The following is a 22,667-nucleotide window of genomic DNA, read 5'->3' as shown; positions in this document are numbered from 1 at the left end:
ACATTGTACCACTTCAATTATGTTAAACTAATAAAAATTAAATCAAAATGGAGGGTCGACGTTGCGTACATATATGCTATCCGCTCTATTCGTCGTCATCGCTTTACTCGGTTATATGAGCTATGAACAAGGCTTTTTCAAAAGCGAAACATTACCGTATGACGAAGAACAAGAGGGATTAAAAGATCAAATTACGATTCGTTTTTCACATGTTGTCGCAGAAGACACACCGAAGGGACAAGCTGTGTTGAAATTTGCTGAACTCGTTCAAAAGCGCTCGCATCATCGTATTCAAGTTGAAATTTCACCGAATGGTATGCTTTACAATGATGTGAATGAATTACAAGCGCTAAAAGATAATGACGTTCAGATGATTGCCCCGACTCTTTCTAAAGTAACAAAAGAAGTACCGAGTTGGGAAGTTCTAGATTTACCTTATTTGTTTTCATCCACTGCTGAAGTTCAAAAAGTATTCACAAGTGATGTCGGTGAACGTCTTTTAAACGAACTCCAGCATGAAAATATGAAAGCACTTGGCTTTTGGCAAAATGGCTTTAAACAGATGATTAATGAAAAAGAGATCATTCAAGACGTACAAGATTTTAAAGGGCTTCGCGTGCGTGCGATGGAGAGTGATATGCTTAAACAACAATTCGAGCAAGTGAAAGCAACGCCTGTAACCTCTTCATTTGACGAATTGTTTACAGAACTCAATAAACAAAAGATGGATGCACTTGAAAATACGATTTCAAATATCTACTCAAAAAGCCTGTATAAAAAAGAAAATCATTTAACAATTTCAAATCATGGCATTCTTGCCTATGCGGTCATTATTAATAAACAGTTTTGGCAACAACTCGAACCAGCCGATCAGCAATTGATTGAGCAGGCGTTAAAAGATGCAACAGAATGGAATATGGAGAATGCTATGCAGATGAACAATCATGACTTACAACAACTGAAGAATCTCTCCGTTGAGATACACACTTTAACACCACAGCAACAAACAGCGTGGAAAAAAGCGTTTATGCCACTCTATCGTTCATTTGAAAATCGTAGTGATGCACATTATCTACATGAAATTCAGCAATTGATTCAGAAAAAAACAGATACCTAAACTGTATTACAACAATAGAAAAATGACCATAAAGCGTTTTCATACAAGACTGGACATCTTTGTTCAGTCTTTTAAAATGCTGTTAAATCAATGTTTTCATCCTTTTTCGGCAAAAAGAACTTTATGACCAAAAAGAACTTTATAACCGAATTATTCCTTTGTACTAAAACAGCGCTTATGATACATGTAAGCGATCACAAAATTGAATAACAAAGAGGGATGAACATGAAAAAGAAAAAGTGGTATAAGAACTTAACGGTTCAAGTAGTCATCGGGATTATCTTAGGGATCATCGTTGGTGGCGTCTTCCCAACATTCGGTCAAGACTTAAAAATCCTAGCAGATATTTTCATCAAATTAATCAAGATGTTAATCGCACCAATTATTTTCTTAACGGTTGTGATTGGTATTGGTAACATGGGGGATATGAAAAAAGTTGGTAAAATTGGGGGTAAAGCATTAATTTACTTCGAGATTGTTTCAACAGTTGCACTTGCAATTGGTTTTATCGTGGTACATATTATCCAACCAGGTAAAGGCACAGGTATTGACGTATCAAAAATTGATACATCAGCCGTTCAAAACTTTACAGATCAAGCAGCAGCCCAAGAGTCTGGCTTCGTACCATTCATTATGAACATTATTCCAGAGCATTTCGTTGGCGCAATCGCGAACGGTGATTTATTACCAATCTTAGTATGTGCGGCGCTATTCGGTCTAGCATCTGCTTCAATTGGTGAAGCAGCACAACCTGTTATGAAGGTTATGACATCTGCTTCTGAAATCTTCTTCAAAGTCATCGGTATGGTCATGGTTATTTCACCATTAGCAGCATTCGGTGCAATGGCTTACACAATCGGCTCATTCGGCTTCGGTTCTTTAAAAAGCTTAGCATTATTAATGATTTGTATCTACATTACAATGGCGCTATTCATCTTCTTAATTCTTGGCGGTATTATGAAGGGCTTCGGCTTCAACATCTTCAAATTCCTTGCTTATATCAAAGAAGAATTATTACTTGTATTAGGTACATCTTCTTCAGAAACAGCTTTACCAGGCATCATGAAGAAATTAGAAAAATTCGGTTGTTCAAAACAAGTCGTTGGTTTAGTTATTCCAACAGGTTACTCATTCAACTTAGATGGTACAGCCATCTACTTATCAATGGCTGCTATGTTTATCGCACAAGTTTACAATGTTGACCTATCTATCTGGCAACAACTAACATTATTATTAGTATTAATGGTTACATCAAAAGGTGCTGCAGGTGTTACAGGTTCAGGTTTTGTTACATTAGCTGCAACATTAGCTGCGTTCCCAATGATTCCAGTAGCAGGTATTGCCCTACTAATCGGTGTAGACCGCTTCATGTCAGAAGCGCGTGCCATCACAAACATAATTGGTAACTCAGTAGCAACAGTTGTTGTATCAAAACTAGAAAATGAATACAACCCAGAGCAACACGAAGCACTCGTGAAAGAAATTAAAGAAGAACATGCATAAGAAAAACGAAATCGCGCTATATGTGCGGTTTCGTTTTTTAATTACTTAGCCTACTCTTTTCATCTGAATATCTATTTAATAGGAAAGAATTGCGTCTTTTTAGTTCAACCATTACTATAGAAGGTAGTATGTTTTAAAGGAGTTTTACATAATGAAATTAACATCGCGTAAAGAGCAAGCGATCTTCTTGCAAAAGAAGGTCAAACAAGTGGGGCTTGTATCGATTGTGACATTGTTCTTTGTTGTCTTGCTACAGATTTCACGTTCATTTGCCGCAAAAGAACCGGAGTCTTTTTGGCGCTTTGGTGAACCGATCTTTATCGGTCTTGCCTCTATTTTCGCACTTCTGCTATTTGGAATTGTCGTACATCTCGCTTATAAAATTTTGCAAAGTAAACAAGAGATTCAAAAACGTTCGAAATCATAAAAAGAAGTGGGTTCATCGAATATAGATGAGCTCATCTTTTTATATTTAATAATTGCTGCTGCACTTTTCAATATAAAACCGATTTTTAAAACGGCAACTTTAAAATCGTATCGATTATAATCGATTATTATTTATTTATACAAATAATCGATAATTGAGTATAAATACGAAATCATAGATGCTTTCGATAATAATATCACTTAATTAACCTATTTTATTTCTATCTTATTTAATTGACTTCTATCTATAATCATCATACAATGAAGTTAGTAAGATTCTTGTCGCGAGAATCACATGTAGTACAGCGCCTGGTTTGGTCACCAGGCGTTTTTTCTTACAGCATCATACGGAAGAAACGATAAATTGTATCCACGAATCGAAATAGATCCGCTGCATATCGAAAGATGGTCAGTCCTTCTTCACGCTTTTTCTTTCGCTCAGCCTTTACTTTCTCTTGTCGCGAGTATTTAGGCATGTAGTACACCTCCTTCCGAAAAAGGAGTCAGCTGAAAATGCTGCCATTTTATTGTAGCACGAAAACGACCTTTTGGTGCTAGATTAAAATATATGTAGTATTGCCTTCAAATGTGATGTATAAGCTTTTGTTGAAAACTACTTTTTCATTAGCTGATAGTGAATCTTTAATTACAAAATTTTAAGTAGGAGGAGATCTAATGAAGTATATACTACCCAAACATACATATTACCTCGATGCGATTTCATATTTTTTCATGTTAGCTCAAATCGTCATATTGCTGTTGTATTGGAAAGGGTTAGATGGGCGGGTTCCGATTCATTTTAATTTACTAGGTAGTCCAGATGGTTACGGTTCAAAATATGTTTTATGGATATTGCCGATTGTCTCAATTTTACTGTTCGCAGGGTTGAAAAGCTTTCGATTTATTAAATTCAATCGCTATTTAGCAAAGTTTGATAAACAACTAAGTATGAAACTGTACAAACTCTATTGCTCTTGGACTTCACTCGTATCCGCTTTGACACTGTTTTTCTTTTTTATATTGCTCTATGCCTCTATACAAATTCAGCCTCTAGAGAAAATTCCTTCTTATATTATTATCGTGTATTTCGGTGGATTGATTCTATCGGTGATTGTGTATGGCATAATCGAATCCTCGTGTAAAAAGAAGTATATAAACTCAAAACAAAAACGAGTAGCACGCTGAACGTGTTACTCGCTTTTTAGATTCATTATGGATAGAAAACAAGTAGGATACCTATTAACAGTGCTCCCAAGACAATTGCTACATAGAAACCATATGTACCTAATAATAATTCAAGAGGTATGAAAATCAGCACTCTAAAAAAGCTCTTAGGGTTCTCTTTCACTTCCTTATAAGCCCGGTACATCATCACGCAAAAATTGACAAGGAAAAAGAGTATTAATCCATATCCGATTATAACTTCCAATGGATCACCTTCACTTTATTATACTTACCTGTGTTTGAGAGCTAAACGTCTACTCATTTTTAAGCAATTTATTCGAGTATAACTGAATACTATATAACATAGCAGCAATCAGTAGTGAAATGACAAGAATCGCATATAAGAATGATGGAATTAAAGCTGCAAACCCTATGAATATACCACAGATGATAAACGCACATCCACTGAATCTTTGAATTTGAGTCCATGATTTTTTATTTTGAAAGCTAGCGGTATTTCGAACACCCACTTTAGAATTGTAATTGACTGTAGGTAAGAAACTGCCGATGATAATGAAAATACAGCCTACAAAAATTAAAAATAGACGTTCTGTGTTTAACGCTTCATTACGGACATTGAGTATATAGACAATATTCAATCCAATAACGAATAAACCACCAATCATAGCGAACGCTGTATTCATTTTTTGTTTATTTTCATTTTTTCTATCTATAAGTAGTAAAGCGTAAAAAATAGCGAGTACACAAAATGAAATAATCATAAACATGAGAAACATGAAACTTTTATGCGCATAATCCGTTGTTCCGCTTGAATTAGCATGCATGATTACTTTTTCTGGTAAAGAACGATATGTACTTAACCACACAATGAGAGACATGAAAAAAGATGCAACTAATAATAATACATTTTTCAATACATTCATCCTTTCTTGCTTTAAATATCGAGGAAAGCGATTCCACTAATACGTGAAAAGGAACTACAAAGACAATATAAAAAGTACCCTCTTTTACAACGAGAAGGTGCTTTTGGTAATTTCTTTTAGCTAATTTTTAGCTAAACCTCTAATAGCAAAGCTAATCACAAGTAGTCCAATTATTAACGAAACCACTCTCAATGTATAATCAGCAACAAGTAATGCGCCCATCATTTTTTCATCGTTATAGCCATGCCCAGTAATAATCGTTGGCACAAATATAATCACGATACCTAGAATAATCGTTATAACAGTTGTTATGCTTTTCAAATTATCTCTCCTCTAATAACAGTTATGTAATTCCCTTACTACAAATATTCAACATAATATTCCAAATTCCTCCTTTTAATTCCATACAGCTCATATACAATAACGTAATCTAGATTGCTCCTAAAAGTTCTTAAAACCCTTTAATAATGAATTTAATCTTCTATAATTTTTAATACTATTTCAGCTGTCTCAACTGGGTTACTTATAGGAAAATAATGACCAGAAGAAATGAATTTCATTTTACCGTTATCTATTGGTGATTGATATTGTTTATCCTTAGTACCCCACACAATAGAAAATTGGCTATTTAATTTTTGATCTAAATTCATTTTTTTCAAAGCAGTATTTAATTGAAGTGTCGTATTTAAAATTCTAGGAGAACTTATGCTATTTTTTACTCTTTTTAAATACTTATAAGAGGCACCCTCTTGTTTTATAAGAAAACCTCTTTTTAAAAAGTACGCTGATAAACGATTATACGATGTGTGTTTTAATAAATACTTACTTATTAATTTAGTAGGCTCAGATTTCAGCTTATGAATTGGTGGTTGTAACAGAATGATCTTATCTTGATTCGTGAATACACCTTCTTTAAAAGCTTTCATTAGTAATGCTGCTCCAAAAGAATGACCAACAAAGACAGATTCATTTGGCACTATCTTTTTAATTGATTGAATCACATGCAGATATGGCGCTAAAATATCCTCATTTTTAATAAAAGGTGTTCTACCGAAGCCAGGTAAGTCGAGAATTAGTATCTCTCTACCAGTTTGTTTATTTAATTCTAAGCCTAGTTCAAATAAATCCGTTCCGTCACTAAATAAACCATGAACTAGAACAATCGGCTTTTGAGTTCCTTCTAATTGATACATTAATAGTCCCTTTATATTTTTTCTCGTAAAAGGGCTTATTTTCTCATGACCATACGTTAGACGAAAGTCAATATCAGCAATTGAGAACGGGATGTTAGATGCAGCCATCTTCTTTATTAATTCCGCATCAAAGTCCCTTTTGGTCAAATGATTATCAAATACTTGGTTTGTTAAAAAGCTAAGACTGCTTTTTGGAATACCTGTTATTTTACTTCCACCAAACTTCATTATAAATTTTAATAATCCAAAAGGTGCTGTGACAAAGGGTTTGTTCATATTCATACTTTCTGAAATAATTGACATAAGTTCTGAAATATTATGATCATGTTCTTTATCAGAAACGAGCGAGTAAGTCATTTCATTTTTTGAATCATTAAATAGTGTAGTGACGATAAATTCAGCTACAATATTTTTATTAATTAGAGGTAAGCGATAATCTTCTCCACCAGGTATAACTGGTAACGAGCCTTTTCTAATGATATCTATAAATAAACCAAAACCACCTAGTTGAGCTGTACTTCCAATCTGTTCATCGCCAATAGCTGTAGGAAGATTAATTACAGCTAAGGGTATTTCATTCTTTCTAGCTTCTTGTCGAATATAAATATCCGATAAAAACTTCATTTGTTCATATGGATGCGCATCTTTTAAGCTTGTTGGAATTTCTGTGAACACATCGATATTTTCCCATGTAGTAGAATCATCTGTAAAAGGGCTCATATAACCAACCGTATGAACTATTTTTTTCAGCCCATGTTTTTTGTGTATTTCCTTCGCAATATCCATTACATTTTTACTTCCTTCTAAAAAAGCTTTTTTAGGGGTCCCGTCAGGAAAATGCGGATTTACAACGCTAAGCACATTTTCGGGACGATTCCCCCATTTTTTACAACGTTAAGAAAGTTTCAATGGTCTTAAAGAATCTAACGAGACCACTTTCTCCAAATTAAAATGATATTCCCCTAGTAAATTAATATGTTCCCAACCTAGAGGCGACATATGGTGCAATAATTCTTCATTAAAACGACCAGACCGTTTTTGATATTCAACTGCTTTTGTTAGATGTAAAGTATTCCAAATACTGATGGCATTGATGATTATGTTTAGAGCACTGGCCCTTTGCAATTGATGCTGTATGGTTCGTTCCCTAAGCTCACCTTGCTTTCCAAAGAAAATAGCTCTTGCTAATCCATTCATGGCTTCTCCTTGATTCAATCCTCTTTGTATTTTTCTTCTTAATGATTCATCTGAAATGTAATTCAAAATAAAGATCGTTTTTTCTATTCGGCCCATCTCACGTAAGGCTGTAGCTAAGCTGTTTTGTCTTGAATAGGAACCTAGTTTCCCCATAATAAGGGATGCTGAGACTATTCCCTCCCTTATAGAATGAGCTAATCGCAAAACATCCTCATAATTTTCTTTAATGACCTTTTTATTTATTTGTCCACGTAAAATGGCTTCTAATTTGGGATACTCACTTGCTTTATCTATTGTAAATAATTTTGAGTCTGATAAATCTCTTATTCTAGGAGCAAATTTAAATCCTAATAAATGAGTCAGTCCGAATATTTGGTCTGTGTAACCAGCTGTGTCTGTATAATGCTCTTCTATATTTAGATCCGTCTCGTGGTGCAACAATCCATCCAAAACATGAATGGCATCCCTTAAATTAGTATGAATAATTTTTGTGTAATAAGAAGAAAATTGATCACTTGTAAATCGATAGATGGTGGTTCTCTTTCCTGTTTCGTAATGTGGGTTTGAACCTGCATGTAGTGATGAAACACCTAGCTGCATCCTCATACCATCTGACGAGGATGTTGTACCGTCTCCCCAATAGGAAAGTAATTGTAATTTGTGATGAAAATTTACTAATACGGCTTGGGCCTTATTCATTGCATCTTCATACATGCGCCATTGAGATACATTGGCTAATTGCTTATATGTATGTCCAGGTGTGGCTTCAGCCATTTTGCTTAAACCAATATTCATTCCCATTCCTAAAAGGGCAGCCATGATAATGATTGTTTCCTCTTTATCTGGTTTTCGATTATTGGAAGCATGAGTGAATTGCTCATGAAACCCTGTTATATGAGCAACATCCATGAGTAAATCGGTTAATTTTATTCTTGGTAGCATCTGATAAAGGCTTGCACTAAACTTTTTTGCTTCTTCTGGAACATCTTTTTCTAAGCGTGCAAGTGACAGTTTTCCTTTTTCAAGAGAAACCCCGTCTAACTTGTTGGAATTGGCAGCTAACCATTTTAACCTTTCATTAAGGCTGCTGGTTCTCTCCGTTATATAATCTTCGAATGATAAACTAACTGATAATCTCGTATTCCCCTTCGATTGATTCCATGTATCTTCCGAAAACAAATATTCCTCAAAATCCCTATATTGTCTACTGCCAACAATGGAAACATCTCCTACACGAACATGCTCCCGAAGTTCTGTTAAAACAGCCATTTCATAGTAATGACGGTTGATTGTTGTACCATCATCCTCGTATAAATACTTTTTCCATCGTTTTGAAATAAAATCCACCGGTGAGTTTTCAGGTACTTTTCGCTTCCCAGATTCGTTCATTCCTCGGATAATCTCTACAGCTTGTAAAAGTGGCTCATTTGCCTTTGTAGAATGAAATTCCAGTACCCTTAATAGCGTTGGCGTATATTTTCTAAGTGAATAAAATCGTTTTTGCAGTAAGTCTAAATAATCATAATCAGCAGGACGTGCAAGCTCTTGAGCTTCTTCCATCGAAGAAACAAAAGAATTCCATTCAATAATCGATTCTAGAACTTCAAAAACGTCTAACTTTTCCTGTTTTGCTTTGATTAAAGCCTGTCCGATGTTCGTAAAGTGTATAACCTTCTCATTTAGCTTTTTACCGTTTTGTACGTGTCAGTTCGACTAGCCAAAATCCTTCAAGACAATTTCAGCAATTAAACGAAATCGGTATGGATATTATTTTTGAAGAAAAAGTTTCTGGGGCAGGGCAGCAAAGGATCGCGAGCAACTTCAAAAAATGTTAGAGGATTTACAGGAAGGAGACATTATTTATGTTACAGACTTAACTCGGATCACTCGGAGTACGCAGAACTTATTTGAATTGATTGATTTAATACGCAGGAAAAAGGCAAGCTTAAAATCACTCAAGGATACATGGCTAGATTTATCAGAGGATAATCCATACAGCCAATTCTTAATTACAGTAATGGCTGGTGTGAACCAATTAGAACGAGATCTTATCCGTATGCGTCAACGTGAAGGGATTGAGCTGGCTAAGAAAGAAGGAAAGTTTAAAGGTCGGATAAAGAAATATCATAAAAATCATGCGAGAATGAATTATGCAGTAAAGCTATATAAAGAAGGAAATATGACTGTAAATCAAATTTGTGAAATTACAAATGTGTCTAGGGCTTCATTATATAGAAAGCTATCGGAAGAGAACAAATAGTTCAGTCCTATTCCATTAATTGGCCAGATAATGTTATGTACTTAAAGTCTTATGCAGTTTGGTTATTTTGTTATTAGAATTGGGTACTCCAATTCTTTTTTTATGAATTTTTTTACTCATTCAAAAAAACACTTGAATGAATTATTAAAAATGGTTATACTATATTCAAATAAACACTTGAATGATATTGGGGTGAGAATGTGATTAAGAAAGATACTTGTGAAATTTATTGTTATGACGAAGAAAAGGTCAATCGAATACAAGGTAATTTACAGACAGTAGATATTTCTAGTGTTGCCCAAATGTTAAAAGCTATTGCAGATGAAAATAGAGCAAAAATTACCTATGCTTTATGTCAAGATGACGAACTGTGTGTGTGTGATATAGCAAATATTATAGGTGTTACGGTTGCAAATGCCTCTCATCACCTGCGAACGCTCCATAAGCAAGGGATTGTTAAGTTTCGAAAAGAGGGAAAACTTGCATTTTATTCATTAGATGATGAGCATATCAGACAAATTATGATGATTGCATTGGCACATAAGAAAGAGGTGAAGATCAATGTCTAGTGGGAAAGCAAAACTGTCTGAAGAAGAAATGAAAGCCTATCGTGTTCAAGGATTTACTTGTACTAACTGTGCAGCCATTTTTGAAAATAATGTTAAAGAACTTCCCGGTGTTCAGGATGCGAAAGTAAATTTCGGAGCATCTAAAGTTTATGTTAAAGGGACGACAACCATTGAAGAATTAGAAAAAGCAGGAGCATTTGAAAATTTAAAAATTCGAGATGAAAAAGAACAAAGGGTAGAACGAGAACCTTTTTGGAAGCAGAAAGAAAACATTAAGGTATATATATCAGCTCTTTTACTTGTAGTTAGCTGGTTCTTAGGAGAGCAGTATGGTGAAGAGCATGTTCTACCGACAATTGGTTATGCAGCGTCCATTTTAATCGGTGGATATTCGTTATTCATTAAAGGTCTCAAAAATCTAAGCAGATTAAATTTCGATATGAATACGCTTATGACTATTGCAATTATAGGAGCTGCAATCATTGGTGAATGGGGTGAAGGGGCAACCGTTGTTATCCTATTTGCGATTAGTGAAGCATTAGAGCGTTATTCAATGGATAAAGCACGTCAATCTATTGAATCTTTAATGGATATTGCCCCAAAAGAAGCGTTAATTCGACGAGGCAATGAAGAAATGATGATTCATGTTGATGATATTCAAGTTGGAGACATCATGATTGTTAAGCCCGGTCAAAAGTTAGCAATGGATGGAATAGTGGTTAAAGGTACATCGACATTAAATCAGGCTGCGATTACAGGTGAAAGTGTTCCAGTAACGAAAACCACAAATGATGAAGTATTTGCAGGAACCTTGAATGAAGAAGGGTTACTTGAGGTTAAAGTAACAAAACGAGTTGAAGATACTACTCTTTCAAAAATCATTCACTTGGTAGAAGAAGCCCAAGCAGAACGGGCCCCTTCTCAAGCGTTTGTCGATAAATTTGCAAAATACTATACACCAGCTATTGTCATACTAGCTCTTTTAATTGCGGTAGTTCCACCATTATTTGGCGGAGACTGGAGCCAATGGATTTATCAAGGCTTAGCTGTATTAGTGGTTGGTTGTCCTTGTGCCTTAGTAGTCTCAACTCCAGTTGCTGTGGTTACAGCAATAGGAAATGCAGCAAAAAATGGTGTTTTAATTAAAGGTGGTATCCATTTAGAAGAAGCAGGACACTTAAAAGCGATAGCCTTTGATAAAACAGGAACATTAACCAAAGGGATTCCTGCTGTAACAGACATTGTGACATATGGTAGAAATGAAAATGAATTAATGACCATAACAGCAGCCATTGAAAAAGGATCACAGCACCCTCTTGCTTCAGCGATTATGCGAAAAGCAGAAGAAAATGGATTAAAATTCAACGAAGTAACAGTAGAGGATTTTCAATCCATTACAGGTAAAGGCGTTAAAGCCAAAATAAATAATGAAATGTATTATGTGGGAAGTCCAAATCTTTTTGAGGAATTACACGGAAGCATTTCAAGCGATAAAAAAGAAAAAATTGCCGATATGCAAACTCAAGGTAAAACGGTGATGGTGTTAGGAACAGAAAAAGAAATTCTTTCGTTTATTGCCGTAGCCGATGAAATGAGGGAATCGTCTAAAGAAGTTATCGGCAAGTTGAACAATATGGGAATCGAAACAGTGATGCTAACAGGCGATAACCAAAGAACGGCAACAGCCATCGGAAAACAAGTTGGTGTTTCGGATATTAAAGCTGACTTACTTCCAGAAGATAAGCTTAATTTTATTAAAGAACTTCGAGAAAAACATCAAAGTGTGGGGATGGTCGGAGATGGCGTGAATGATGCTCCAGCCCTTGCGGCATCTACCGTTGGTGTAGCAATGGGTGGTGCTGGAACTGATACAGCTTTAGAAACGGCTGACATCGCCTTAATGTCAGATGATTTAAGTAAGTTACCTTACACGATTAAATTAAGTCGTAAGGCTCTAATCATAATTAAACAAAATATTACCTTCTCTTTGGTGATTAAATTAGTGGCATTACTTTTGGTCATGCCCGGTTGGTTAACGCTTTGGATAGCGATATTTGCTGATATGGGAGCAACTTTACTTGTAACATTAAACAGTTTACGCTTATTGAAAATCAAAGAATAGGTTCTAAAATGGGCGTCAACTATCGGGTGCGATCATTGAAAACAATGTTATGCTTCAAAAGGGATATTAACAGGAAATATACAACTAAAGGACGCTTTAACTGAGCAACGAAAAAAGCCAAATTTTTCAATTGATGTTGAGAAATTTGGCTTTTTAGTATGGGAATTTCCTTAGCGTTGTAAATCCGCATTTTCCTGACGCTACCCCTCTCTGGCCAAAATAAAACTGAATAACTTTTGTTTATTATCCTTTGTTTTTGAGGATCATATTCTATTTCACTATCATAATCACAAAAGGCATAATCAAAACTCGTAAAATTGCTCAAATTAGTAACCCATGTAATTATTTTTTGCTCTATTGTGTCTATCACTAAACCATTTAGTCTTTCTCCATCTAAATGTAGCACATAGCCATAAAAACCATCTTCTTGTTGAACACTAATCCTCATCGAAATTTCTTGAAAACCAACAAAATTTGTAATATATCCGATTATTTCTCCATAATAATATTTTGTTAATAACGCAACATCTACATCTTGATCTTTCTTTTCAACCCATTTGTCTCCATTTTTATCTAAAGAGACTCTCCATTCAACTATTATTAGTTCCCTTTTCTTTAAAAAATCTACAATATGTTGAAACTCTTTCTCTATATTTTTTTCATTTCGATATACTAAACCTATATTTAGAATAATAAACACCCTTTTATCAAATATTTCATTGTTTTGGAAGTATTCGTTAAACGTAAACCGTCGCATCGCATCGTATGCGTACGATGCGATGCGACGGTTTGATCATCTAGCGTCTTTACTTTTGCTGCTTGCTGGAAGTAAGTTCGGAGAGGCAACAACAAGACGATTTTTTGAGATTTTATAGTTTATACCTACTTTAGATTTCTTCTTGCATGAGTGTTCTTTTAACAGGGTTCTTATCAATCATTTTTTGAAATGCCTTTGTTTTTTCTACCTCTTTAAAATATGTTTCTAAGTCTTCATAATCCATTGACCATTCGCTTTTCTTTAAAAATCTAAACTCTTTTGTATGTTCAAAATGAAATGCACAAATAAGTTGTTCCATTCCATCATATTCATCTCCATCATAAATTGTAAATTGTCGAACGAAATTAACATAGAAATATTTAATCCCTTCGATTTTTTCAACTCCTGTTTCAAACAAAATTTCTCGATCATCTTCATTTTCAACATCAACTAAACAAAAAGATTTGAATTTATTCCAAATCTCCAAAACTGAATCATTGTTAAGGTCAATCGTACTATTAAAATAGCTTTTCACGTTATTTAATTTAATCATTATATTGTAATCTCCTTTAATATTAAAATTCTTTAATAACTTACCTTATCCCTGATAATAGAATAGCTGCCATACTATTGGTCCTGGATTATCGCTCTTATACGTCGTATATCATCCATTCTGTGATTAAAGGTTCATCTTTAGAATAATACACTATCATCAGAAAGCGAATTGGGTGAGCCTTTCTACACGACATAGGTTGGATCAGTCAGCAACAGGACGCTGCGATCTTGACTTATCTTCCACTTGCGCTTTTAGCTCGCCTTCCTTATAGTTTCAAATTTACCTGATTCATTTTTCGCCTTCACTATCATACCAAGTAGTGTTTAGTCACTGAGTTATGCTATTAAATTACTTTGTAGACCATTGATTTAAAAAATATGTACGTTGCTTTTCTAAAAATAATCTCCATAATTTGAGTAACTCCTCATTCTTCGCAGTTATTCCATACGCCGTCCACATAAGAAGTTCATCGTAAAATTCTTTCGCGGGTTTAGAAGGATTATGAAAGTCATTAAGAATAACATCTAAAACATATTCATAGCCCGTTATAGGTGCTATAGAATCCTCTGTATAGTCTTTTGTTAACTTGTTGTAACTTTCTATCACTTTACTTTCAGTAGGATATTGATCAATATATGATACTATCGCATACAAATATTTATTTTTACAATTCAATATATACTGTCGATCTATTAATAATTTCGAATCAATAATTTGTTCAATTAATTCTTGTATCTTTATTTGCTCTGTATAAATTTCAGAGTCCATAATAGATGCTAGTTCAAGTACGGGCTCTGAATAAATCGTATTCGTTACCTCTGTCTCTGCTATTTCAATAAGTGTTTTATCTGAAATGAATTGACTTTTCCATCCCCAATATAGTTCAGTCCAACTAAATGAAACTTTTTTATTTTTTATAATAAAGGTAGAAGGTAGACTTATTTTCAGTTTATTTTCCGGTTCTTGATATAGTTCATCAAAATCTATTTTATCCAATCCCCTCACCTCTTTCTTTATAGTTTAGTATTAATTAAATAAAAATTTGTACCTACTCTAAACTCTTGATGAGTAATCACACCTGTTCTGTCGATAATATAATGAAACACGCCCTCTCTTCCACTTACAATACCTGTAACTTTTAAATGGGTATACATGGATCCATCCTTTCCACGTAGAGAATAAACTCTTCCTTTTCGTAATTGTTTATAAGTTAAATATGAGCCGGCTCGATGAAATGTTTATTGCAAAATAAAAGTGCAGACTAGTGCAAAGAATTTGTACAGAGTCCTGCACTATTTTTGTGCATAAAAAAAGACTTGCCAGCCACCCCAAGTCCCTCTACTGTTTTAGGTGTCGAAGCCGAAACAGGGAGGTAAGAAAGGATGCTAGCAATGTCTGAAGTTAATTGTATCAAAACATTACGAAATGAAAAAGGATTATCGATTACTGAAATCGCAAAAACCATGCAGGTTAATTGGCGTACCGCCAAGAAATACGGGGATGAGGATCAGCTCCCTCAAGAGAAAACCCATTTGAAAAAAGGCATGATGTACGATGAAAAATGGGGAGAAATCGTAATTGATTGGTTAGAAGAAGATTTAAAGCTCAAGAAAAAGTTGCGCCGTAAAAACAAAAAAATATTTGAGGACCTAGTAAAAGAAGGATTCAAAGGTTCTTACAGAACGGTGTGTAATTTTATACAAGAATGGAAAGTAGCCCAAGAAGATGAAGCAGATAAAGGACATGAACGTTTAGAACATCCAGAAGGAGAAGCGCAGGTAGACTTCGGTATAATGGAGGCTGTTCAAGATGGAGAAATACTGGATGTACATGCATTAGTCATGTCGTTTCCAGCAAGTAATACAGCATTTGCGGTACCAATGCCGAGTGAAAATTTAGAATGCTTTTTAGGTGGACTTCAACTTTTATTTAAACAGGCTGGTGGTGTTCCTTTGAGCATTCGAATTGATAACTTAACACCTGCGGTGAAGAAAGTAAGAAAAGGCGATTCAGAAGCAGAATTAACGGAAGCCTTTCGACATTTCCAGCAATATTACGGGTTTAAAGTGCAAGTATGTAATCCACGCAAAGGGAATGAAAAAGGTCATGTAGAAGGTAAAGTCGGTTATGTTCGTTATAACTTTTTTAGCCTACCGCCGGTCATAAAGGACCTTGAGGATTTAACAGCTCAATTAGAACAACAATTAATCAATGATCGCCAACGAATTCATTATAAAAAAGAAGTGCTGATTGATGAGTTATGGCAGCACGAGCAAAAGCAATTAATCAAATTACCTGAAGAATCTTATCCGGTATTTAAGCAATTCCTCATCAAATTTAATAAATATAACGAGTTCAAGCTTGATGGGCATTTGATTCATGTGCCAAGAGCAAGGAACTACGTCCAACTCTCTTGTGTGACCTATTGGGATTCGTTTAAAGTCATTACAAATGACGGTGAAATTTTATTATCTGACGCACGTCCTTATATGAGAAAACGTCGTTTTATTCCATGGAAGGAAATCTTAAAAGATTGGTTGAAAAAGCCACGTGTTGTAGGGCATTCGCGTTATGCGAATTATTTACCAACGCGCATTAAGGAATATTTAACCGTCCCTTCACTTGCGTTAAGAAAGCAACGGATCAATGAATTACTGACACTTTTACTTACACATGATATGAATGACATCGACCAAAATTTCTATGAATATATTGGCCGTGAGGCTGAGGAAGTAGAACACCCTTACGGTGTAAATTGGACAGAATATGACGCCTTATCGCCAAAAGGAACGGAGGCGTTGAATCATGAATGAAGCGATTTTAACACTCTGTAAGCAATTGAGATTGGCACATGTGGCAGAAGCGATTAAAGAAGTACCTTTTACGGAGCCGGAAGAATATATTTATCAAATTTTATTAAAAGAACAGTTAGGCAGAGAGCAAGCCAAAATAGCACGTAATTTGAAACAGGCACGTTTTATTGATACGAAGACGCTTGAAAGCTATCAGTGGCATAAAGACATTTGTCTACCGAACCATTTAACAAAGGAAGAATTAGAGCAGCTAGATTTCATTCGGAGAAAAGAGAATGTCATTTTAGTTGGCGCACCTGGCACAGGTAAAACACATTTAGCTTCAGCACTTGGTAGAAAGGCTTGCGAGCATGGATTTGAAGTCCGTTTTTATCGCGTTTCACATTTAGTTGAGGAATTAGAGCAAGCCCTGCATGCGGGGAAAATGAAGCAGTTTAGAAGTAAATTAGAAAAAGTTGATTTAATGATTTTAGATGAAATGGGTTATTTGCCTTTTGGCAAAGAAGGAGCAGAATTACTGTTTCAAATTATTTCAGAGTTCTATGAACAAAAGAGCTTGATTATCACATCAAATTTAGAATTTAGTCAGTGGAACCGCATTTTCTCGGATTCGCGTTTAACGGCAGCTCTGGTGGATCGTTTGATTCACCATGCCCATATTATTTCGTACACGGGCCAGAGCTTCCGTTTAACAAACGCATTGTCGAGAAAATAGGGGGAATATTGGGTGGCAACACTCTGTATTTTTCGTTGCAATTCTCTGCACTTTTCTCTTGCAAAACACATGAAAAGAATCGCTTTGACTCAATACATGTTTATTTCTTTTGAGATTAGGTATTTTTTTTGCAATTGTATTAATATCTAATTTTACATACACATAACTCGTTATTGTCTTCTTTTTAGTAACTGTTTTTCTTCCTTTTTTTACCTTGAAAGTTTTTATAAACTTTTTCACACCCATGGCAACAAATCTAGCCACTTCCCCATTCGGATCCACCTTCATCACTGGATTCCCATTCGCATAGCTATAACCATTCTGTGATAACGGTTCGTCATCATCACCCGGATGTGGGTCTAATGCTAAGAATGCTCCATTTGCTGGGTTGTAGTAACGTGCTTGTAAATAGTAGTTCTTCGTTTCTTCGTCATAGTAATAACCTGCATAACGAATTGGGTTCGCTTTGGCTAAAGTACCTGTTGCATTTAACTTATTTCCGTACGCATCATATGTGTATGTTGCTACTTCTTGGTCGTCTTTGTCACGAATACTTAATACATCTCCACGATGATTCGTAATAAATTGATACGTATTCGTTTCAAATGTACCGGATCCATTTTTCGCTTTTACCATCATACCAAGCGGTGTATAGCCATTCCATTCATATGAACGGTATTCTGTTACAGTGTTATTTACTTTCACAACTTCCATATCCAATACTTCGTCGTTATAGAAGTATTCATGTGTTGTGTCGCCAACTGTTTTCGTTAGACGTAAGCCATTTTCATCGTATGTGTAAGATGCGATGGTTTGGTCGTCTAGCGTCGTTACCTTTGTTAAACGTTGTTGCTGCTGCTTGCTGGACGCAAGTTGGGTGAGCCTTGCAACACTGCCTACATGATGTAGGTTGGATAAGTCAGCAACAGGACGTTGCGATCTTGACTTATCTTCCACTTGCGATTTTGGCTCACCTTCCTTTTATAGTTTTCATCTTGCAATAAGTTACCATCTGCATCATACGTATAAGCCGTCTCATTTTTCGTCGCAATTTGATTGGCATCATTATACGTGAAAGTCACTTTCTCACCATTCACTTCAGATGCTGTACGATTCCCCACTTCGTCATATTTATACGTATTCATTGTACCATCTGGCAGTGTTTCTTTTGTTAATTGGTCATTGGCATCATAACTAAAGCTGCTTACTTGGCCATTGACATTCTTACTAAAAAAGAAAGATTAAATATTATTTAATTATCTCGCTTATTATCTCTGAAAAACTATTTTCCAATGAATCTAAACGATAAAATTCATCATTTGAATAAATGGTGAAGGAGCAATTTGTATCATCTGGAACGAAAAGAACTGTTGAAAAATGATTCAGATTTTTAAACAACCAGTTTTTTGAAATTTCAATGCTATTAATTTCTATATTTTTTAGCGATGTAAAAAAGGTAATATCCCCCATTTTCGATGTTATCGTATCAACCAATGGAAATGTTTTAATCAAATCCTCAACGTTATTTATATCTACTCTGACAAATAAATAAAAATCGGTTTTAAATAAAAGATTAAGTTGTAGGCTATTCTTATTACAATATTTAAATATATTTTCTTGCATACACAAATCAATTTGCATATAAAAATATAAATTTTCATGAGGTAATTTATCAAAAATTGCAGATAGTATTTCTAAATTAACTTTTTCCGAACCGTTAGAAAAAACAATATAATAAGAATATGGAAGTTTTTCTTTATATTTGAATGGAATCGTACTTTCTACCTCTTTTTCTGTGATTTTTTGTACTGTTATTAACATTAAAATGTAACTCCTTATTTTAATTTATTATACCCAAACCCATCTATAATTACTTTTGTGATAGAATTTGTACCCTTTCCAATAAGCTTTATTCCATTAACATCTTTAACTATAATTACGGTCCTTGTTCCCCAAACAGCTATGAAAATTAATATTCCTATTCTTGAAATTAATGTTCCAAATAGAGCGCTCAATAAAAAAATATTGCCATTACTACTCTAATCGTATCTGCTAAATCCCACTTAAATTTCATTTAAACCGCTATCAATACAGCTATATACCAAATAATTAAAATCAAAAGTATAAGACTTAATAGTATTAATAAAATGATTTTTTGATATTTTTTAGGTAATAAATCAATAGCTGACAAAAAAGGGCCTTCACCCCAAAGTATACGTTCCTTTTTATTTTATCTCCTTGCTATTTTCAAAGCTCTTGTTTTCCCACCACGTTTATATGCTTCTATTATTAAAGAGAGTTTTTTCTTTTCAGCGGAGAATACATTTGCATCTGCATTCCAAAGTGAAGTACCTATTTGTACTTTGCCACTTATCGTGTAGTTCCTAGCTAATTCATTTTTAAACTCATTTTGAAAATGCACAATCATCCTACTAATGATTCCTACGCGACCCTTTAACAATACTTAAAATACAAATTTTTCCACACAAATATGTAATTAATGACCAAATAATGTCGTTCATATTAATGTTTCACCTTTTATACTTATATTTCTGCAGCTTTTTACACTGATTTTTTTCAGAACATCAATATTAGCTAAAAGATATGTAATTCCAACCAAATAGATTGCTGGAATATTTCACTAAATAAATATAAATATTATTCCGAAAATGAGTCCTATTAAAACTAATCCTACATAAAATCCAAATGTACCCAATATTAGATTTAAAGAGACTGCTATAAGAGATTGTAAAAGACTCTTTTTATCTTTTTTATACTCTTTATAGATATTCACAATCAACCACACTACATTAGCTATAAAAAATCCGATGAATCCATATCCTATAATAGTAATCATTTGCTCACCTTAATTCCCATATAAATATACACCAATAGAATATCTTGCAGTAGTTATCGGTATTGTCATTTGCACAACTATAACCATTTTGTGATAATGGTTCATCGTCATCACCTGAATGTGGGTCTCACGCGATGTGAGTGCCATCGACGTTCGAACAGCACGTGCGGAACTTAGTCGATGTTCCTTAATTAATACGTTTCCATGATGATTCTTAATGAATTGCTGCTTGCAGGTCACAAGTTGGGCGAGCCAACAACAGGTCGTTGTGTACTGGCTCGCTTTCCTTTACAATTTCATTGCTATTCTGACTTAACCTAGATTAATAAATATTAATCCAGTAACGAATACTAATATATATAAAACAACCCAAGACACTAAAGTTTTATTATTTTTCTCAACATTGTACATATTTAAAATTAATACACCTAGCAATAATAAATTAAATATTTTTATGGAGAATAATAAATCACTTTCAGCCAAAAAATTAACCATGACTAACCCTATTATTAAAACTGTAATTAATGTATATATAATTCTCTTAAATATATCCAACCATCTTTTTTTAGTATTGAAAAAAAGAGTAATTGTGCTTAAACAAGTTACCAATATACTTATATTCCATAGTAAAGAAAAAATACTACCACCTCCTAATAAAGTCTCAGATAATCATGAGTTTGTTTTTTCCCAAAAAAGTAAAATGTTTTACCTTTCTTTTTATAGATTCTATTTTTAAAAACTTTTTTAATTCCTGCTACTACAGCATCGCCCACTGTTTTCGTTAAACGTAAGCCGTTCTCATCGTATATATACGATGAGATAATTTGATCATTCTAATAGTTGAAAATCTAACTGACTCTTTAATACATTCCTTTTTTCTTTCAAAATTGATTCGTTTTTAAAAACCATGCGAATCGTTAAAGAATCTGTCACAATAAATGCCCACTCATAATCTACTAAAAATAATAATGGGACACCTCTAATTGCCATTTTGAAAAGCATAATCAACTCCTGAAAATTTTCAATTTTTGCACCGCGATAATCTTCATGGAATTCCATTGGAGTAGCAATAACCCCTTGGTTTTCCAAATAATTTATATACTTTTTATAATCTTTTTGCATCCATTTTTTAACTGAATACAAATACCAATTTTTCTCAAAATAAGGCGTAACAATCATATTTTTTTAGTAAATACACTATTTTCAACATTTTTTAACCAATTAAAAAATGTATTTTCTATTTCTAACCACTCAGCTACCTTTAAATTTCGTTCGGCATTTCTATTTTGAACAGCTTCAATACCAAAACTTTCATAAAATTCCGGAAAACTTAGTTTTTCTAATAATTTTTCAGGCATAGCTAAATTAAATTGATACTGCTTTTTCCCCTCATCTTCCCAATCATAAAAATCATAATGTTTAAGTATATCTAATAATTCTAAAAAAGTAATTTTTTCCATAAATCCTCCTTTTTCGTCGCAATTGGTTCGCATCATTATACGTGAAAGTCGCTTTCTCACCATTCACTTCGGATGCTGTACGATTCCCTACTGCGTCATAATCATACGTGTTGACCGTACCATCTGGTAAGGCTTCTTTTGTTAATTGATCATTGGCATCATATACAAAGCTGCTCACTTGACCATTTACATCGGCTTGTACGATATTTCCATTTTTCATATAGTCATAGGCGATTTTAAATGGCTGTTGTGCTTTTGTTGTATACGTTAGTGAACCGAGTAAATTCGCATCGTTCCTTTGCGTCACTTGTTTCCATAAATCAGTATTGAGTGTTAAGGTATTTTGGTTTTCTACGAATTCTATAAATAGAGAAGACCCCCAACACGTAAAAATATTGGAGAGCCTGCGACTTAAATTATAGCCTATTATCAGAATTGTTTTGGTGACTGGCACTTAATCTATTATTTGAAATCATATCATTGTAATATATCCTTTCAACTCCTACTACATACCTTGCATTCTTAGCTTTAGAAACAAGTTTTATTTGATAAGATGGTCAATGTTTAAAATCCAATTCGAAAGATAATAACAAACCCCTAAGAAAATAGGTAAAACATAGATTTTTGTTGTTTCCATTAATCTACTTGACATTACCATAGAGTAAAAAATACAAACAATAGATAAAATGATTGTGCTAATGCTTATATTATTTTTATCCCAAGTAGCCTGCAAGTAGTGGGCAGAAAAAATAAAAATAAAAATAAAAATAAAAAGTTTTAAATATTTCATTATATATGACTCCTTTTATGTTAACCTAACCTTTTTTTTTGGCAACGTAGGAGCCATAAGTATATGCAGATCTGTAACATGGAGCATATTGGAAATACTTATTACGACCTCCTTGATAAATCCCAATTGAAAATCTACCTAACAAATACCATCCGCCAAAACTTTTTCTTAAAGCGGCAACTCCAGCAATCCTAGCTGCTTTTTTTGCTCTTTTCTCTATTACT

22 protein-coding genes and 3 pseudogenes are annotated in these 22,667 nt (G+C 34.1%); 9 read left to right on the top strand and 16 right to left on the bottom strand.

The annotated features are described in order from the left end of the window. The first annotated feature begins 61 nt into the window (after window positions 1-61). The 3 genes from QN089_RS07515 to QN089_RS07505 all read left to right on the top strand — a co-directional run bounded on the left by QN089_RS07515 (window position 62) and on the right by QN089_RS07505 (window position 3,047). Window positions 62-1,117, top strand: coding sequence for a DctP family TRAP transporter solute-binding subunit (locus tag QN089_RS07515; RefSeq protein ID WP_285216378.1), 1,056 nt, complete (start codon window positions 62-64; stop codon window positions 1,115-1,117). Between the two features lie 225 nt (window positions 1,118-1,342). Further along, window positions 1,343-2,620 carry a C4-dicarboxylate transporter DctA gene (gene dctA, locus QN089_RS07510; RefSeq protein ID WP_068453430.1) on the top strand — a complete coding sequence of 426 codons (1,278 nt, stop codon included), beginning with the start codon at window positions 1,343-1,345 and terminating at the stop codon, window positions 2,618-2,620. A 151-nt stretch (window positions 2,621-2,771) separates the two neighbouring features. Beyond that, the gene (locus tag QN089_RS07505; protein ID WP_068453433.1) at window positions 2,772-3,047 is read left to right on the top strand and encodes a hypothetical protein; all 276 of its coding nucleotides are present in this window, start codon (window positions 2,772-2,774) and stop codon (window positions 3,045-3,047) included. Window positions 3,048-3,381: 334 nt separating this feature from the next. On the opposite strand, the gene QN089_RS07500 is transcribed toward QN089_RS07505, so the two are convergent. Then, complete coding sequence (locus QN089_RS07500) at window positions 3,382-3,522, bottom strand: hypothetical protein (RefSeq protein WP_156422352.1); 141 nt, start codon at window positions 3,520-3,522, stop codon at window positions 3,382-3,384. Between the two features lie 199 nt (window positions 3,523-3,721). On the opposite strand from QN089_RS07500, the gene QN089_RS07495 reads away from it, so the two are divergent. Continuing rightward, the gene (locus QN089_RS07495; protein ID WP_068453435.1) at window positions 3,722-4,231 is read left to right on the top strand and encodes a DUF1648 domain-containing protein; all 510 of its coding nucleotides are present in this window, start codon (window positions 3,722-3,724) and stop codon (window positions 4,229-4,231) included. Between the two features lie 293 nt (window positions 4,232-4,524). Here QN089_RS07495 and QN089_RS07490 read toward each other — a convergent pair whose 3' ends face one another. The 4 genes and pseudogenes from QN089_RS07490 to QN089_RS07475 all read right to left on the bottom strand — a co-directional run. After that, a complete protein-coding gene (locus QN089_RS07490) occupies window positions 4,525-5,145 on the bottom strand; it encodes an SdpI family protein (protein ID WP_285216377.1) in 621 nt (206 codons plus the stop codon). Window positions 5,146-5,274: 129 nt separating this feature from the next. Beyond that, window positions 5,275-5,475: a hypothetical protein gene (locus QN089_RS07485; protein ID WP_068453441.1), complete on the bottom strand. Its 201-nt coding sequence runs from the start codon at window positions 5,473-5,475 to the stop codon at window positions 5,275-5,277. 152 nt (window positions 5,476-5,627) lie between these two features. Next, window positions 5,628-7,208 carry an alpha/beta fold hydrolase gene (locus tag QN089_RS07480; RefSeq protein ID WP_285216376.1) on the bottom strand — a complete coding sequence of 527 codons (1,581 nt, stop codon included), beginning with the start codon at window positions 7,206-7,208 and terminating at the stop codon, window positions 5,628-5,630. 33 nt (window positions 7,209-7,241) lie between these two features. Next, window positions 7,242-9,242, bottom strand: a pseudogene (locus tag QN089_RS07475) (Tn3 family transposase); the annotation flags it as partial. On the opposite strand from QN089_RS07475, the pseudogene QN089_RS07470 reads away from it, so the two are divergent. From QN089_RS07470 to QN089_RS07460, 3 genes and pseudogenes are all read left to right on the top strand, one after another. After that, window positions 9,239-9,804 (top strand): annotated as a pseudogene (locus tag QN089_RS07470) (recombinase family protein); the annotation flags it as partial. The pseudogenes QN089_RS07475 and QN089_RS07470 sit on opposite strands and share 4 nt — an antisense overlap. 200 nt (window positions 9,805-10,004) lie before the next feature. Beyond that, window positions 10,005-10,373: an ArsR/SmtB family transcription factor gene (locus QN089_RS07465; protein ID WP_017474136.1), complete on the top strand. Its 369-nt coding sequence runs from the start codon at window positions 10,005-10,007 to the stop codon at window positions 10,371-10,373. Further along, window positions 10,366-12,495, top strand: coding sequence for a heavy metal translocating P-type ATPase (locus QN089_RS07460; protein ID WP_285216375.1), 2,130 nt, complete (start codon window positions 10,366-10,368; stop codon window positions 12,493-12,495). Before QN089_RS07465 ends, QN089_RS07460 begins: the two co-directional genes overlap by 8 nt. Before the next feature lie 19 nt (window positions 12,496-12,514). On the opposite strand, the gene QN089_RS07455 is transcribed toward QN089_RS07460, so the two are convergent. The 3 genes from QN089_RS07455 to QN089_RS07445 form a co-directional block, all read right to left on the bottom strand. Continuing rightward, the gene (locus tag QN089_RS07455) at window positions 12,515-13,195 is read right to left on the bottom strand and encodes an Imm64 family immunity protein (protein ID WP_285216374.1); all 681 of its coding nucleotides are present in this window, start codon (window positions 13,193-13,195) and stop codon (window positions 12,515-12,517) included. A gap of 187 nt (window positions 13,196-13,382) precedes the next feature. Continuing rightward, entirely contained in the window at window positions 13,383-13,805 is a 423-nt protein-coding gene (locus QN089_RS07450; RefSeq protein WP_068453449.1) for a hypothetical protein, read from the bottom strand. Window positions 13,806-14,156: 351 nt separating this feature from the next. Next, a complete protein-coding gene (locus tag QN089_RS07445) occupies window positions 14,157-14,804 on the bottom strand; it encodes a DUF2247 family protein (protein WP_285216373.1) in 648 nt (215 codons plus the stop codon). A 386-nt stretch (window positions 14,805-15,190) separates the two neighbouring features. Here QN089_RS07445 and istA point away from each other — a divergent pair, with 386 nt between their 5' ends. Beyond that, window positions 15,191-16,621, top strand: a complete 1,431-nt coding sequence (gene istA, locus QN089_RS07440; RefSeq protein ID WP_285215372.1) for an IS21 family transposase — start codon at window positions 15,191-15,193, stop codon at window positions 16,619-16,621. Next, complete coding sequence (gene istB / locus QN089_RS07435; protein WP_285215373.1) at window positions 16,614-17,336, top strand: IS21-like element helper ATPase IstB; 723 nt, start codon at window positions 16,614-16,616, stop codon at window positions 17,334-17,336. Before istA ends, istB begins: the two co-directional genes overlap by 8 nt. On the opposite strand, the gene QN089_RS07430 is transcribed toward istB, so the two are convergent. The 8 genes and pseudogenes from QN089_RS07430 to QN089_RS07395 all read right to left on the bottom strand — a co-directional run bounded on the left by QN089_RS07430 (window position 17,310) and on the right by QN089_RS07395 (window position 22,443). After that, window positions 17,310-18,293, bottom strand: coding sequence for an RHS repeat domain-containing protein (locus tag QN089_RS07430; protein WP_285216372.1), 984 nt, complete (start codon window positions 18,291-18,293; stop codon window positions 17,310-17,312). The two genes, istB and QN089_RS07430, sit on opposite strands and share 27 nt — an antisense overlap. Then, window positions 18,233-18,529 (bottom strand): annotated as a pseudogene (locus tag QN089_RS07425) (RHS repeat domain-containing protein); the annotation flags it as partial. The pseudogene QN089_RS07425 and the gene QN089_RS07430, both read right to left, overlap by 61 nt. A gap of 55 nt (window positions 18,530-18,584) precedes the next feature. Then, on the bottom strand, window positions 18,585-19,157 hold the full coding sequence (locus tag QN089_RS07420) for a hypothetical protein (protein ID WP_285216371.1): 573 nt from the start codon (window positions 19,155-19,157) through the stop codon (window positions 18,585-18,587). A 409-nt stretch (window positions 19,158-19,566) separates the two neighbouring features. Beyond that, window positions 19,567-19,758, bottom strand: coding sequence for a hypothetical protein (locus tag QN089_RS07415; RefSeq protein ID WP_285216370.1), 192 nt, complete (start codon window positions 19,756-19,758; stop codon window positions 19,567-19,569). Window positions 19,759-21,021: 1,263 nt separating this feature from the next. After that, window positions 21,022-21,336 (bottom strand): hypothetical protein, encoded by a 315-nt coding sequence (locus tag QN089_RS07410; RefSeq protein WP_285216369.1) that lies wholly within the window; start codon window positions 21,334-21,336, stop codon window positions 21,022-21,024. Window positions 21,337-21,368: 32 nt separating this feature from the next. Further along, on the bottom strand, window positions 21,369-21,653 hold the full coding sequence (locus QN089_RS07405; RefSeq protein WP_285216368.1) for a hypothetical protein: 285 nt from the start codon (window positions 21,651-21,653) through the stop codon (window positions 21,369-21,371). Beyond that, entirely contained in the window at window positions 21,613-21,960 is a 348-nt protein-coding gene (locus QN089_RS07400) for an RHS repeat domain-containing protein (protein ID WP_285216367.1), read from the bottom strand. Before QN089_RS07400 ends, QN089_RS07405 begins: the two co-directional genes overlap by 41 nt. Before the next feature lie 234 nt (window positions 21,961-22,194). Then, complete coding sequence (locus QN089_RS07395; RefSeq protein WP_285216366.1) at window positions 22,195-22,443, bottom strand: hypothetical protein; 249 nt, start codon at window positions 22,441-22,443, stop codon at window positions 22,195-22,197. Between the last annotated feature and the right edge of the window lie 224 nt (window positions 22,444-22,667).

This window comes from Kurthia sp. YJT4 (genome assembly GCF_030219945.1).
Taxonomy (GTDB): Bacteria; Bacillota; Bacilli; order Bacillales_A; family Planococcaceae; genus Kurthia; species Kurthia gibsonii.
The sequence above is the reverse complement of the archived record's forward strand: the minus strand, read 5'-3'. Positions and strand labels throughout refer to the sequence as shown.